This window comes from Streptomyces sp. JH34 (assembly GCF_029428875.1).
Classification (GTDB): Bacteria; Actinomycetota; Actinomycetes; order Streptomycetales; family Streptomycetaceae; genus Streptomyces.
Genome location: NZ_JAJSOO010000001.1, coordinates 6,907,365 through 6,922,046 on the forward strand (window position 1 = coordinate 6,907,365; position 14,682 = coordinate 6,922,046).

Annotated in this window: 13 protein-coding genes; 2 read left to right on the forward strand and 11 right to left on the reverse strand. The window is 73.1% G+C overall.

Annotated features, from left to right (window positions below):
- Window positions 1-161: 161 nt before the first annotated feature.
- Window positions 162-1,358, reverse strand: a complete 1,197-nt coding sequence (locus LWJ43_RS31005; protein WP_277335484.1) for a glycoside hydrolase family 26 protein — start codon at window positions 1,356-1,358, stop codon at window positions 162-164.
- A gap of 111 nt (window positions 1,359-1,469) precedes the next feature.
- On the reverse strand, window positions 1,470-2,759 hold the full coding sequence (locus tag LWJ43_RS31010; protein ID WP_277335485.1) for a cytochrome P450: 1,290 nt from the start codon (window positions 2,757-2,759) through the stop codon (window positions 1,470-1,472).
- A gap of 194 nt (window positions 2,760-2,953) precedes the next feature.
- Between LWJ43_RS31010 and LWJ43_RS31015 the strand changes: the two genes are divergently transcribed.
- A complete protein-coding gene (locus LWJ43_RS31015) occupies window positions 2,954-3,418 on the forward strand; it encodes a tyrosinase family oxidase copper chaperone (protein ID WP_277335486.1) in 465 nt (154 codons plus the stop codon).
- Between the two features lie 20 nt (window positions 3,419-3,438).
- A complete protein-coding gene (locus LWJ43_RS31020) occupies window positions 3,439-4,299 on the forward strand; it encodes a tyrosinase family protein (protein WP_277335487.1) in 861 nt (286 codons plus the stop codon).
- A gap of 87 nt (window positions 4,300-4,386) precedes the next feature.
- Here LWJ43_RS31020 and LWJ43_RS31025 read toward each other — a convergent pair whose 3' ends face one another.
- The 9 genes from LWJ43_RS31025 to LWJ43_RS31065 form a co-directional block, all read right to left on the reverse strand.
- Window positions 4,387-4,668, reverse strand: a complete 282-nt coding sequence (locus tag LWJ43_RS31025) for a chaplin (RefSeq protein WP_277335488.1) — start codon at window positions 4,666-4,668, stop codon at window positions 4,387-4,389.
- Window positions 4,669-4,779: 111 nt separating this feature from the next.
- The gene (locus LWJ43_RS31030) at window positions 4,780-5,946 is read right to left on the reverse strand and encodes a GNAT family N-acetyltransferase (protein WP_277335489.1); all 1,167 of its coding nucleotides are present in this window, start codon (window positions 5,944-5,946) and stop codon (window positions 4,780-4,782) included.
- Window positions 5,943-6,611 (reverse strand): YveK family protein, encoded by a 669-nt coding sequence (locus LWJ43_RS31035; RefSeq protein WP_277335490.1) that lies wholly within the window; start codon window positions 6,609-6,611, stop codon window positions 5,943-5,945. Before LWJ43_RS31035 ends, LWJ43_RS31030 begins: the two co-directional genes overlap by 4 nt.
- Entirely contained in the window at window positions 6,608-7,771 is a 1,164-nt protein-coding gene (locus LWJ43_RS31040; protein WP_277335491.1) for a glycosyltransferase, read from the reverse strand. Before LWJ43_RS31040 ends, LWJ43_RS31035 begins: the two co-directional genes overlap by 4 nt.
- Entirely contained in the window at window positions 7,768-8,538 is a 771-nt protein-coding gene (locus LWJ43_RS31045) for a polysaccharide deacetylase family protein (RefSeq protein ID WP_277335492.1), read from the reverse strand. Before LWJ43_RS31045 ends, LWJ43_RS31040 begins: the two co-directional genes overlap by 4 nt.
- A complete protein-coding gene (locus LWJ43_RS31050; protein WP_277335493.1) occupies window positions 8,528-10,144 on the reverse strand; it encodes a lipid II flippase MurJ in 1,617 nt (538 codons plus the stop codon). The genes LWJ43_RS31045 and LWJ43_RS31050 overlap by 11 nt, the downstream gene beginning before the upstream one ends.
- On the reverse strand, window positions 10,141-11,502 hold the full coding sequence (locus LWJ43_RS31055) for an O-antigen ligase family protein (RefSeq protein WP_462100923.1): 1,362 nt from the start codon (window positions 11,500-11,502) through the stop codon (window positions 10,141-10,143). Before LWJ43_RS31055 ends, LWJ43_RS31050 begins: the two co-directional genes overlap by 4 nt.
- A gap of 3 nt (window positions 11,503-11,505) precedes the next feature.
- Entirely contained in the window at window positions 11,506-12,984 is a 1,479-nt protein-coding gene (locus LWJ43_RS31060) for a sugar transferase (protein ID WP_277335494.1), read from the reverse strand.
- Complete coding sequence (locus LWJ43_RS31065; protein WP_277335495.1) at window positions 12,981-14,156, reverse strand: glycosyltransferase family 4 protein; 1,176 nt, start codon at window positions 14,154-14,156, stop codon at window positions 12,981-12,983. Before LWJ43_RS31065 ends, LWJ43_RS31060 begins: the two co-directional genes overlap by 4 nt.
- Window positions 14,157-14,682 lie beyond the last annotated feature (526 nt).

The following is a 14,682-nucleotide window of genomic DNA, read 5'->3' on the forward strand; positions in this document are numbered from 1 at the left end:
GCGTCGGAGAGACGGGTGCCGGAAATTACGAGTCCGGGGCGGACCGGTGGAGCCGCCGGACGGGCCCGGGGCCCGGGGCGGGCCGACGGGGGAGCGGCCCGCCCCTCCGCTCCCCACCGACGCGGCGGTGGCCGCGGATCCGGTCCGCCGGGGCGTGGCCCTCAGCCGCGCGGACAGAACTCGCGGTCGGTCAGCCACTGGCCGAACCACTCGCTCAGCGGAACGGTCACGCACCATCCGGGGTCGTTCGTGCCCGGCGTGGGCTCCGCCGGGGAGGGTTCGTCGGGTACGGGCGCCGTCGGCGTCCCGCTCGGGTCGGCAGCGGGAGCCGAGGGCTCGGTGGCGTCCGGCAGCCCGCTCAGCGTCTCGCGGAACACCTTCGAGGACTCGGGGTTCTCGGCGCACTGCCACACCCCGTGCGGGCAGTAGTCGGTGATGGTCTGGTAGACCGGCTCGTGCAGGTCCATCCACTCCAGCATGCGGCGCATGTACTCGGGGTTGTCGCCGTTGCGGAACAGCCCCCACTCGGGGAAGGAGATCGGCTTGCCGTGCTCGGCGGCGAAGTCGACCTGCTTCCGCAGACCGTACGGTTCGTTCACCTGCTCGTCGAAGGTCCGCGCCGGAGGCTGGTCGTAGGAGTCCATGCCGATGATGTCCACGACGTCGTCGCCCGGGTAGCACTCGGTCCAGGGCACGGCGTCCCGTCCACGGCTCGGTGCGAAGTCGAAGCGGAACTTCTGGCCGGACACGGACCGCATCGCGGTGACGACGCGGTTCCAGTACGCCTTCCACGCGACCGGGTCGGGCCCGCAACGGTGCGTGTACGTCGTGCCGTTCATCTCCCACCCGAGGACGATCACCGTGTCCGGGACGCCCAGCTGGACCAGGCGTTCCGCCAGCCGGCGGAAGTGCTCGTCGAACTGCCCCTGGGCACCGGCCCGCAGCAGGCCCCGCACCTCCTCGTCGGAGACACGCTTCTCGTTCCGTTCCAGCATCGGCGTGTTGAGGACCAGCATCCGGTCCTCGGCGGCCTTCCGCCAGGCCGCCCAGGAGGTGAGGAAGCCGGGACGGCCCTCGATGTTCTCCCACAGGTCGCCCGGCAGATAGGTGTGCCCGACCCGCAGCTCCGTACCGCCGAGCCAGCGCGACAGCTCCCCCATCCTCCGCACGCCCTGCGGCCCGTAGTCCAGATAGGCGCCGATGGCGGTCGACCCGCCGGGCTCCGGCGCTCCCCGGGCGGCACCCTTGCCGGCCTGGGTGGCCGTGGCGTCGTGGTCGGCGAGAAGCGCACCGCCGACGAGGAGGCAGAGCGCGGTCGCCCCGATGCCGAACGTGGTGAGACGACGCTGTACGGGCACGGATCCTCCTGGGACTGCGGCCTGACTCCGACCCTGCCGACCCTAGGGAGAAAGATTCAACAATGGGCTGCTGTATCGCCTGTCAATAGACCATTCGCGACACACGCGGCCTCATCGCGGGCCGTTCGGGTGACTCGTACGGAAGGTGAAAGGAAGAGACCCGACACGGTTGTCGAAATTCGAGTCCACCAGGCCCGGTTCACCCGAAGCCCGGACATCTCCCAGCCGACCGAGCATTTCGCGGAAGAGGGCTTTCATCTCCAGTTTCGCCAGATGTGCCCCCAGACAGTGATGGGGGCCGCCTCCGCCGTATCCGAGGTGCGGATTGGGTGACCGGGTGATGTCGAAGGCGTCGGGATCCTCGAACACGGACGCGTCCCGGTTCGCGGACGCGTAGAGGAGTACGACCTTTTCCCCGGGTGCGAAGGTGTGACCGCCCAGCGCGCATTCGGCTGCCACCGTCCTGCGGAACTGGATGATGGGCGTCGAGTGCCGGACGATCTCCTCGACCGCGCCGTCGGCGTAGCGCTCGAAGTCGGACTCCAGGAGGGCGCGCTGGTCCGGATGCGCGCTCAACAGGACCATCCCGTGGGCGATCGCGTTCCGGGTGGTCTCCACACCGGCGACGAGGAGCAGCGAGAAGAAGGCGCCGAGCTGACGTGAGGACAGGGCCTGCCCGCCGACGTCCGCCCGGACGAGCGCCGAGATCACGTCGTCGGCCGGGGCCCGGCGCCGCTCACGGGCGATGCCCGCCATCTCCAGCTGCATACGGGCCAGGGAGCGCAGGCCCCGTCCCGGGACCCGCAGCCGGGCGCGACCACGCCGCTGCACTCCTACGTACTCCGACGCGTGGTCGATGCGCGCGGCGATCGCGGCCCGATGGCGTGCGGGAATCCCCATCAGGTCGCAGATGACCTCGAACGGCATGCGCGAGGGAGCCGAGCGCATGAAGTCGCCCGGGCCCTCGGCGACCACTTCGTCCACCAGCCGCCGGGCGACGGCCTCGATGTTCTCCTCGGCGGCGGCCAACAGCCTGGGCGTGAAGGCGCGGGAAATGGTCCTGCGCAGTCCCGCGTGCTCGGCGCCGTCCATGTTCACCATGGAGTTGCCGAACACCGCCTTGGCCCAGGGCGCCGGTTCCGGGAGGGTGACACCCGGAGCGCTGGCGAAGACCTGCGGCTGACGGCTGGCGGCCCGCACGTCCGCGTGCTTCACCAGCACGCGGAACGGCGTGCGCGAGCCGGTACGAGGCGTGAAGCGGACCGGTTCGCCGAGCTCCCTCAGCCGGGCGAAGGCCGACAGCCGCTCCGTCCGGGGCAGCCGCCAGAACGCCGGATCGGCCAGATCGGCGCCCGCTGCGCCTCGCGCGCGGTCGGTGGGCACCTGTGTCGGCGCGTTCATGCACAACCTCCGGGAGTTCGGACGGCCATGGTTGCCCGGCGGGCGGCACCCGGCGGCCGACACGGCCGGACGGGCGCGAGAAGTTCCCACGGTCGCGCGATGTCCGGCGCATGAGAGAACCGTTCGCGCCCCGTCTCGTTGCCCACTGGAGCGAGACATCTCGCAGGAGCGGACGAGAGGGAGGTACACCCGTCATGAATCCGACCAGCGGGACCGACGAGGAGCCGGCCGACGCCCCGCGGCCGGCCCGCCGCGCGGTGCTCCGCACCGTCTTCACCGCGGCCGCGCTCGCCGGCACCGGCGGTGCGCTCGCCCCGGTCCTCCTCCAGGGACAGGAGCCGGCAGGCCCGGGCCAGGGACGTGACGCCGTAGGGCCCGAGCGGTTCTCCGAGCTGTACAAGGGCCGCGAGATCCGGGGCACGGCGACCGCCGTCGTCCCGGCCGGGGCGCAGCCGCACGCCGGTGCCGCCTTCGCCGCCCCCGCCGTCGATGTCAGCGTCGACGGGAGGACGCTGCACGTGATGCGGCGCGCCGACGGGAGCTACCTCAGCACCGTCAACCACTACGAGTCGTTCCCGACACTCCTCGAGACGGCCCGCGCGGCGGTCGACGCACTCGGCACCGCCCAGTTGTCAGCCGTCTCCCCGCACACCATCTGAGACCTTAAGGACGAGCACGGGTGCACAGCCGCAAGAATCAGCGCGACCTCACGCGCACCGAGAAGAAACGCCTGGTCGACGCGATCCTGGAGCTCAAACGATCCGGCCGCTACGACGACTTCGTCACCCTGCACCGGCAGCACTACGTCACCGACGGCGAGAGCAGGCCCCGCCCCGCCCACATGACCCCGTCCTTCTTCCCCTGGCACCGTCAGTACCTCCTGGAGTTCGAGAAGGCGCTGCGCTCCGTCGATCCCCGGGTGTCGATCCCTTACTGGGACTGGACCCGGGACAACACGGCGAGCGCGTCGCTCTGGGCGGAGGACTTCCTGGGCGGCAACGGCAGGCCCGGCGACCGGCAGGTCATGACCGGGCCGTTCGCCCACCGGCGGGGAAACTGGCGCATCCGCGCCGAGGTCACCGACGACCACTTCCTGCGACGTGACTTCGGCCGGCCCTCCTCGCCCGTCACCTTGCCCGGCGCCGCGGAGGTGGCCCGCGCGCTGGACGACCCGGTGTACGACACCGCGCCCTGGAACAGTGTCAGCACCACCGGCTTCCGCAACAGGATCGAGGGCTGGGGCATCAGAGGCGGCCGCGGTGTGGCCAACCACAACAAGGTGCACCGCTGGATCGGAGGGTCGATGGCGGGTGCGGCGTCCCCCGACGACCCGGTCTTCTGGCTGCACCACGCCTTCATCGACCTGCTCTGGACCCGCTGGCAGAAGGCGCACCCCCGCTCCCGCTACCTGCCGTCCCGCGCCCTCCCCGCCGACGACCCGCAGCAGGACCGGATCTTCCCGCTCGACCGGCCGATGCCGCCGTGGGACGTGGCGCCCGCACAGCTCATGGACCACACCCGCCTCTACCGGTACGGCTGAACGGCGCGGGCCGCCACCCGGAACGGAACCGGGCCTCCTTCCCCCGCCCGGAGGCGGAGGGAGGAGGCCCGGCGGTGCCTCGGGAGATCAGTGGCCGTAGCCGTACTCGCCCTCGTCCTCGTGGCTGTCCGAGACGTTCGCGCAGGCGTTGCCGAAGGCCGGGTTCAGCAGGGCGATCACGTTCACCGTGTTGCCGCACACGTTGACCGGGATGTGCACGGGCACCTGGACGGCGTTGCCCGAAAGGACACCGGGGGAGTGGGCCGCGACGGCCTCCGCCCCGGAGTCGGCGGTAGCCATGCCGGCACCGCCGGCGATCAGGGCACCGGTACCTGCCATGACGGCGGCCACCTTCGAGATACGCGACATCAGTTCTCCTTGAGAGGATCGAAACCGGCCACCTGGAGTGCGGCCGGCATGCTCTGACAACGCGGAAGCCGACAGACGGTAACGGACTGTCGGAAAACTCATCATCTCAGCTCAATCCCGTCCGATGAACGCCAGTCCGGCCGCCGGGAGTCCGCTCAGCCGGCCGCGCCAGTCCCGCGCGGCGGGGACCCGGGACTTCACCGTCCGGGCCGCGCGGTCCCGTGCGGTCAGCTGCGTCTCGCGCAGCCGCAGCAGCGGCTCCAGACCGGCACGGGCCAGCAGCAGACGCCGGTTGACGACGGCGACGGGGCCCCAGTGGTTCTTGTACTGCTCCGAGCCGCGCAGCAGACTCAGCACACCGTGGTCCACGCCTTCGGTCTCCCGGGCGATCTCGCGCAGCAGCATCGTGGAGACGTCCACCTTCCTCTCCCTGAGCCCGGGGTGGACGCCGTAGAGGTAGCCACCGGTCAGCTGTGCCGAGCGGTAGGACAGGTCGGCGGCCACCACCTCCCCGTCGAGCACGAACTCCCTGACCGAGGCCTCCCCGTCGCGCACCATCCGGCGGGTGGAGCGCACCAAGTGGGAGCAGAAGCGCGGGCGCAGGTGCTCCGGGTTGACACCTCGGCCGAGCCACTGCATTTCGTGCAGCGCGAGCAGGGTGCCGATCGCCCCCGCCACCCGGTGGACCGGCGCGGTGCGGCATTCGATCCCCAGCGCGTCGATCCTGCGGAGCTTGGCGCGGGCCCGCTGGGCCCGGGACCCGGTCATCCTCCTGATGAGGGCGTCGATCGGCTCCGCGGGCAGCTCCATGCACGTCGAGTCCGTGCGGCTGCTCCGTGCGCCCGGCCACGCCTCGAACAGCAGGTGCGCCGAGGCGTCGGGCCGGACCTCCCGCAGGTCCACGACGGTGTGCGAGGCCGCCCTGTGGAGCCCGCGCTCCAGCGCGGTGACCGCCGCCCGGGTGTCCTCGCCGTCCACCAGGATGTCGAAGAAGTCGGAGATCGCGCCGCCCATGGGCACCAGCAGAGGCATGGGGCGGTGGACGAGCATCAGGGGCACCGCACCGATCAGGCGTCCGTCCCGGCGCGCCAGCACGACCCGCAGCCGGCCGGGGACTCCGTAGGAGAGCCACCAGGAGTGGAGCCACGCGTGACTCTGGAAGGGGGTGGCGGTGGGGCAGCGGCGGTGCAGCGCGTCCCACTCCGCGGCGAGGTCCGCGAAGTCCGCCAGGTCACGGCAGAGGGTGACGGTCAGCCGGCCACGACGGTCGGTGTTCATCGCACCAGCTCCCGTTCGCCTGCCGCGCCGCCCTGGGCGGGGCCGGGCACCTGCGCGGTGACGCCGCGGCGGCCCTGGCGGGGACGGACGAGCAGGACCAGTCCGCCGACCAGTCCGCCCGCGCCGGCGCCGACGGCGGTGCCGAGGGGAGCGGACGGGGACACCGGATCGACGGGGGGCACGGCGTGCGAGAACTTGATCAGCTTCACCCCGGTGTCCTTCGAGACGTGCCCGCTGCTGACGACCACGGCCTCGGTCACCGCGTTGGCGATGTCCGCCGCACGGTCCCGGTCGGCCGACGTGCCGGTCACCGCGATCATGGGTGAGTCCGGTGAGGTCTCGGACCTCACGTGCGTGCGCAGTTCGCGCACGGGCTCCCCGGCGGCCCCCTTGGCGTAGGCCAGGGTGGCGTCGCTGGTGGCCAGCCGGCCGTACGACTGCGCGTAACCCAGCGCGGCGGCCGGGTCGATGTCCTTGCCCGCGGTGACCACGGCGTAGCTGGTGGCCGCGTACTCGGGGCGGGCGAGCACACCGTAGGACAATCCGCAGGTGGCTCCGAGCAGGACACAGGCCGGCAGGGGCCACCAGGCGGGGCGTACGAGTGCGGGGCGGAGCCTGCGCAGCCGTCCGGCGACGGTCGGCTGCTGCTCGGGCGAGTCGGTCATGGATGTGCTCTCTCGGTCGTGGGAACGGTGGCGGTGTCGACGGCCTGTGCGTAGACGTCCATGAGGCGCCGGCTGCTGAGCCGGATGTCGTAGTGGTCCACGGCCGCGGGCGGTGGCAGCCGGCGGGCGCCGCCCTCCGTCCGGTGCCGCAGGGCGGCCGTCAGTTCGGCCGTCAGTCCGGCCGTGGGATCGGTCGTGCCGGAGGCGGAGCCGATGCGTGTGGTACCCGGCACGCGGCCTGCCGGGAGGTCCTCGACCGCGGGGCAGGCCGCGTGCACAACGGGCAGTCCGGCGGCCAGGGCCTCGACCACGGCCAGACCGAAGGACTCCTCGCGGGACGCCGAGACGAACAGGTCGACGGCGCTGAGCACCGCCGGGACGCCGGGAGCGGTGCCCGCGCCGCCGCACTCGCCGAGGAACCTGACACGGCCGGTCACCCCGAGCCGGGCGGCGAGAGCGCGGAGCGGCGCGGCCTCCGGGCCGTCCCCGGCCAGGACGAGCCAGGCGTCCGGGAGCGCGGCGACGGCACGGATCAGCGCGTCGAAGCGCTTGCCGGGGACGAGCCGGCCCACGCCCCCCACCACGAAGGCCGCGTCGGGCAGCCCCAGCAGGGCCCGTGTGGACGTCCGCAGGCCGCTGTCGAAACGGAAGGCGGCGGCGTCGATTCCGTTGGGCACGGTGTGGATCCGAGCGGCCGGCACACCCCAGTCGCGCAGTCTGCCCGCGACGGTGTCGGAGACGGCGACCGTCGCCGCGCCCAGCCGCTCGGTGCGCAGATAGAGCTCTCGGGTACCGCGGTTCAGCGGCCGTCCCTCGATCTCCGCGCGCCCGAGGGAGTGTTCCGTCGCCACGACGGTGGTGCCGGCCAGGCGCGCCGCGATCCGGCCGTAGACACAGGCACGGTAGAGGTGGGTGTGCACGAGATCGTAGGAGCCGCGTCGGATGAGCCGGGCCAGCCGCGGCAGGGCGCCGAGGTCCCGGTTGCCCCGCATCCCGAGGTTCCGCACACGCACGCCGTCGGCGCGCAGCCCCTCGGCGACCGACCCCGGGTTGGTGAGCGTCACGACGTCGCAGCGCACCGGCAGATGACGCAGCAGCAGCCGCAGCTGCTGCTCGGCCCCGCCGGCGCCGAGTCCGGTGATGACGTGCAGTGCCTTCACGCGGCGTCACCCGGGCCCGCGGTGCCGGCCACGCGGTACCGCAGCCGGTGCCGCACTTCCTTGGCACGCAGGCGCGCGCCCCGGTCGGCGTGGCTGACATGCGTGCGGGGCAGGGCGAGCGGTCCCGCCAGGGCGCCGGGAGCCAGGGCGCACCCGTAGGCGTATCCCGCCTCACGCACGGACGCGGCCACCCGCCGGTCCGCCGTGCCGTACGGATAGCAGAAGCCGGCAGGCGCCCGGCCGGTGACGCGGCGCAGCGCCTCCCGGCTGCCGTGGGTCTCGCGGCGGAGCTCGTCGTCGGACAGCTGCGTCAGATCCCGGTGGAGCAGTCCGTGCGAGCCGATCTCCATGCCCGCCGCGGCGACGGTGCGGACACCCTCCTCGGTCAGGAGGGGTCTGCGCGGGCCGAGCGGGTCCCAGACGTTGGAGCCGCCGGGCCGTCCCGGCAGGACGAACACCGTCGCGGTGCAGCCGTGGGCGAGCAGCACCGGGAGCGCCTCGTCCAGGAAGTCCGCGTACCCGTCGTCGAACGTGAGCCCGACCAGCCCGTGCTCCCCGGCGGCGTGCCCGCGCAGCAGCGTCGCGGTGCCCACGCCGGTCAGTCCCCGGCGGCGCAGCCAGGTCAGCTGCTCGTCGAGGCGGTCGGCCGAGACGGTGATGCCGTACGGATCGTCCGTCGGATCGCTCACCGAGTGGTAGGTCCAGATCCACGGCCGGGACCGGACCGGGAGCGTACGCGCACGGCGTGGTGAGGTGTCAGCGGCCATGGGGGAACCTCTGTCGGATGAGTGCCAGCAGATGGACGGCTTCGGGGGCCCGGAGCACGAGTCCGGTGAGCAGGAAGGTCAGGGGCACGAGGAGACAGCCGGCCGCCAGTCCGGGAACCGGCCCCGGTACCAGGTCCGTGGCCAGCCGGCCCGCCGCCGCGGCGACCGCCGCCGCGGCCACCGGACGGGCGAGGGACAGCGCGACGGTCCCCGGCCGCACCGCGACCGCCCGTGTGCCCAGTCCGAGCAGCATCAGCAGGGCTGCCGTGCTGATGCCGACGGCGTTGGCTGCCGCGATGCCGTCGACGCCGGACGGGCCGGCCAGCAGCAGACCGGCGACCGTGGTGACGAGGAGACCGGCGCCCATCGCGCCGAGCGGGTACCAGGTTGGCCTGCCCGCCGAGAAGAACGGCCGGCACAGCGCCCCGACGAGCGTGTGGCCGAGCAGGCCGAGCGCGTAGACCCGCATGACGCCCGCGGTGGCGGCGGTGTCCGCCGCGTCGAAGGCTCCCCGCTGGAAGAGGACCTCGACGATCTGCGGCGCACAGGCGAGGACCGTCGCCGTGCCCAGCAGCACCACGGTGCCGGCCAGGGCGAGATCGCGTTCGACCCGTCGCCTGGCTCCTTCCCGGTCCCCGGCCGCCATGGCCCGCGCGACGACGGGGAAGGTCACCGTGCAGATCATCATGGACAGCACCATCGGCAACTGCGCGACCTTCTGGGCGTAGTTGAGATGGGAGATGGCCCCGTCCGGCAGGGAAGAGGCGAGGAACCGCTCGACGAAGACCTGCGACTGACGGCTCACCACGAACAGGATCACCGGGGCCAGGACCGTCACACCGAGAAGGGCCGGGCCCTCTTCCCGCACCGCCCGCCTCCCGCCTCCGCCCGGCACCAGCCGCACGAACGTGGGCAGCAGGGTGAGGATCATCAGCAGACTTCCGACGGCGACACCCGCCGCGGCGGCTCGCACCCCCCACACGGAGTGCAGCGCCAGGGCCATGCCGATGATGCCGACGTTGTACGCGATGTAGACACCGGCCGGCGCCAGGAACCTGCCGTGCGCCCGCAGTGCCGCGCTGAAGTACCCCGTGATCCCGAAGGTGAGCACCGTGACGGCCGTCAGACGCGTGCAGTCCACCGCGAGCCGGGGATCGTCCAGCCCCGGTGCCAGGATGCCGACGGCCCAGGGCGCACCCCAGACCAGCAGCGCGCCCGCGCACGCCAGTGCGGCGGACAGCCGGGGAAGGGTGTCGGCCACCAGGGCGCGGACCGGGTCCCGCGCGTGCCCGCCGGCGGCCCGCCGGGTCAGCGCCAGGCTGAACGCCGGGACGAGCAGCAGCGCCATGCCGTCCTCGATCAGCAGCGTGGCGGCCATCTCCGGCACCGTCCAGGCGATCAGGAAGGCGTCGCTGGCGTGACTGGCGCCGAAGAGCCGGGCGACGGCCTGGTCCCGGACGAGCCCCAACAGGGCGGCGACGACGGTCAGTCCCGCCGCGCCGCCCGCCGCCCGGGCGAGAAAGGGACCAGGCCGCGTCCGGGCACCGGGGGCGGCAGGCTCGTCGGCCGTCGTTCCCGGGGCCGGATCCGTGGTGGCTCCGCTCACGCGCGGGCCGTCCTCTCCGGCTCGGCGAGCGCCCACCACGCGGCGAGGCCGAGCACGATGCCGGTCAGCACGGTGGAGGGACCGCCGATGTCCGCGTACAGGAAGTCGACCGTCTGCCAGGTCATCAGACCGACAGCAGCGAGGCCGCAGTCGACGGCCGCCGCCCCCCGGGCCCGGGCGAGCAGCAGCCTGCGGACACCGCCGGCCAGGAGAGCCGCCCAGGATCCCACCAGGGCGGTGAAGCCGATGAGTCCCTGCTCGCTGAGGACCAGCAGGTACATGTTGTGGGGGGAGAGCAGGGGCTGCTTGCGGAACTCCTGGCCGGCCCCCGCCGTGTCGCTCCCGGCGGAGAGCCCGATCGAGGCGTGCCCGTCCCGGTACGCCGGGAAGCCCTTGAGACCGACGCCCGTGGCGGGGTGCTCGCGCCACATGTCCGCCGCGGCGGCCCACATGGTGTAGCGGTCGTTGACCGACCGGTCGGGCGCACCGGTGACGTCGGTGATGCTGGTCAGCCGCTGCGAGATCATCTCGGACCCGACACCGGGACCACCGACCAGGACGACTCCGGCGGCGCCCAGTACGGCCAGCGCGCGGACGGCCTGCCGGAACCCGGTCAGGGCGATCATGGCAAGGGCGCCTGCCACCGTCGCGATCCACGCACCCCGGCTGAAGGACAGCGTGAGCGGGACCACCAGCAGGGCTGCGGTCGACGGGGCCCACGGCCTCAGCCGGCGAGGGGTGCCGACGGGCGTGCGGAGCGCGTACGCGGCGGCGGCGACCAGGCCGTAGCCGACCACCGTGGCCATCCCCATCACATCGCCGGGGCCGAACGTCCCGACCGCGCGGATGTCCTCCCCCATGTAGGAGGCGCCGGATCCGGTGACGTACTGGTGGACACCCGTCGCCCCCTGGACGACGGCCAGCACGACGAGGGCGCCCGCGACGGCCCGGAACCCCTGGGCGTCCCTGACCAGCAGAAGGACGGCGGCCGGCACCAGCACGAAGATCTGCAGGTACCGGACGAACCCGGGCAGCGCCGCCACCGGGTCCGCGGCGGTGACCGTGGCCACGGCGAGGCCCACGGCCGGCAGGCCCAGCACCACCGCCGCGACCGGGCTGAGGGGACGCCTCCGCAGGTACAGCAGACGCCCCGCGCAGACGAGGACGGCCACCCCCGAGAGGAGATCGGCCGCCGGCAGGCCGTACACGGTCCAGGCCTCCGCTCCGTCGCCCGGCAGGGCCACGAGCAGGACCGTCGCGATCAGCACGAGCACCGGCCGGCGGTGGTTCCACCCGCGAGGCGGCACCTCCTCGCGGCCATCGGGAACGGCGGGTGCCGCGGTTACGGTGAGTGCCACGGCTCAGCTGCCTCCGAGCCGGAACACCGAGCCGGCCGTGCGCGCCAGCACGCACAGGTCCTGCCACAACGACCAGGTCTCGATGTACCGGTTGTCGAAGCGGGCGCGGTCCTCGATCGAGGTGTCGCCGCGCAGACCGTGCACCTGCGCCAGCCCCGTGATGCCGGCGGGCATCCGGTGCCGGGCCCGGTAGCCCGGGTGCATACGGCTGAACTTCTGCACGAAATAGGGGCGTTCGGGCCGCGGGCCGACCAGGCTCATGTCGCCCCGTACGACGTTCCACAGCTGCGGCAGTTCATCGAGCGACGTCCTTCGCAGCACCCGGCCGGCCCGGCTCATGCGCCGGTCCGACGACACGTTCCACCGGGTGGCCGACTCATGGGCGTCGGCGGGACGCAGGGTGCGGAACTTCAGCAGGACGAACGGCCGTCCGTGTTCGCCGATCCGCTCCTGGTGGAAGAGGACGCCGGGACCGTCGCACACACGGACGGCGAGCGCGCAGGCGGCCAGTACCGGGGACGCCACGATCAGGGCGACCGCGGCCAGGACCGCGTCCATCACCCTCTTCACCCGGTGCGCGACGGACCGGTGGGGCCCGGCGCGCAGCGAGTGGGCGGCGAAGCCCCACACATGGTCCGGTCTGTCCGTGGTCCGGTATCGCCCGACCGCGCTCTGATCGGTGATCAGCCACACCTGGCAGCCGTGCCGGGTGAACAGGTCGAAGAGTTCCGCCCCGTCGGGCACCGTCTCGGGCGCGACCGTGAAGACGGCGTGCCGTACGGAGTTCTGCACGACCGCCCGGCCGGCGTCCTGCACCGACGCGAGGACGGGCAGGGCCGCCTCCCCGGCCGGCTGGTCCCCCTGCGTACCGGAGCCGGTCACCCGGCCGACCGGCCGCATCCCGTACCGCCGGTGTTCCTGCAGCACCGCGACGACCCGGTCGGCGACCGGGCCGTCGCCGACCACCAGGGCGGACCGAGGGCTGCGCCCGGCCGACCAGAGCCGGGACCGGTGGACCAGGGCGCGGGCACCGCAGCCCACCAGGATCTGGAGACCGGCCGCGCAGCCGAGGGCCGTCCACCCGGCGGCATTCCGCGGGTCGTGCAGGGTCACCGCCTCGGCGACGACGTACCACTGCACGACGGCCAGCCAGGCCAGCGCGGGCAGTTCCGCCAGAGCGGACGGGGAGAGACCCGGCCGGTAGAGACCCCGGTAGGCGTGCAGGAGCAGCTGGACGGCGGCCTGCACGAGGACGACGGCCGTCGGCCACATCCCCGGCGCGACCAGGGCCGCGGCCGCGCCGAGCGCGAGGGCGTCGGCGGCCATGAGAGCCGCCGGTGCGCGTCGTCGTGGCGCGCGTACCGCGGGCCGTGGTGCCGTGGCGTCCTTCCCGCCGCTGCGCGGCGGCCGGATCGCGGAAGCCGCACGCCGCACGGCCGTCGCCTGGGCGGCCCGGGGGACAGGTGCACTCTCCGTCGTCATCGCTCGGTGCGCCTCCTCGTCGTTGAGCGGGACTGGCCGACAAGTTCCTCGTAGAGATTCAGGACCGCGCCCGCGGTCCTCGACACGTCGAAGACCGCCCGGGTGCGGCTCTGCGCCGTGCTGCCCAGCTCCGCCCGCAGCACCGGATCGCCCAGCAGCGCGGTCAGCGCCGCCGCGAGGGCCGGTGGGTCGTCGGGCGGCACGAGGCAGTGGGACAGCTGTCCGGGCGGCAGGCTCTCCCTGGCCCCGTCGACGTCGGTCAGCAGGACGGGGGTGCCGCAGGCCATGGCTTCGAGGGGAGCCAGGGCCATCCCCTCCCAGCGAGAGGGGAGCACCAGCAGATCCGCCGCGTGGATCCAGGGCCGCACATCCGTGGCGGCCCCCGCGAACAGCACGCCGGGAGGCGCGGTGCGCCGCAGCTCGTCCCCGTGCGGTCCGTCACCGACCAGGACCAGCCGCGCACCTGTGACCGCTGCCGTCCGCCAGGCCCGCAGCAGCACGTCCTGGCCCTTCTGCCGGCTCAGGCGTCCCACACACACGACGAGCGGTACGTCCGCCGGAATCCCTTCGAGGAGGGGGAGGGAGGACCGGGCCGACATGCCGGCGTCCTCGCCGCCGGGGCGGAAGCGGCCGAGGTCGATGCCGTTGTGGATCACCGACCAGCGCGCCGTGATGCCCGCGCGCTGTCCGGCCCCGCGCTCGGACTCGCTGACACAGAGGATGCGGTCGCTCCACCGCGCCCCGAAACGCTCCCACGCCGCGGCCAGCCGTGCGGCCCGGCCCTCCAGAGCCTCGAACGACCAGGCGTGCGGCTGGAAGACCGTCGGAACCCGCCCGCGTACGGCCAGACGTCCGGCGAGCCCGGCCTTGGCACTGTGGGCGTGGACCACATCGGGAGCACACGCGCGGATCAGCCGGTCCGCGGTGACGACCTCCCGTCCCAGCCCGGGGCCCGGGGCCCGTTCGGCAGGCCAGGCACGCACCCGGGCCCCGGCCGTGGAGGCCCCGGCGGCGAGCGCCCCGTCCGGCGGGCAGGCGACGACGGGACGGAGCCCTGCCCGTACCTGCGCCGCGACCAGGTCGGTCACGACCCGCGCGACGCCGCCCTCCACCGGCTGGACCAGGTGAAGGACTGTCAGCCGACTTCTGTCGGTGCAACTCTTCTGCAGCACGCACGGCTCTCTTTCACATGCCCCCGAAGAGCCGGTTCGGTTGAACACCGGCGGCAAGGAATATGGCGGTGGAGACCGAATGAGTGGAACGGAAACCGAAACGCACTGTTGCAGAACGTACGTGGGAATACACGCAGACTCGCGCTCGTGTCCACGTGGATTGACCGTGGACAGGCTGCCGACCACCGGTTCCTCGAATCGTGCGGCGTGTCAGGCGGCCATGTCTTCCTTTGTCCGCGGCGGTGCCGCATGATGACCGGGCCGTATGCCTCTGTGTATCCCCGGACCCCCGGATGCGCCGAACGGTAATGTGCCGAATTCGCCGCCGAGTTGAGCGGACGAATTCAGGCCCGGGGTGTTCCTGTCGTCCTGGCGGCATTTTCCGGGCCCCTCCGTCGTCCCGCACGCCTGCGCGTGAACCGGCCAACCACGCCGGAACGGCCGTGGTGTCCGCCGCGCGCCGGATCCACTGAGGGCCGGGCCGTGTACCCGCGCACGGGCCGAAGGGGCAGTATCGGGTACGACT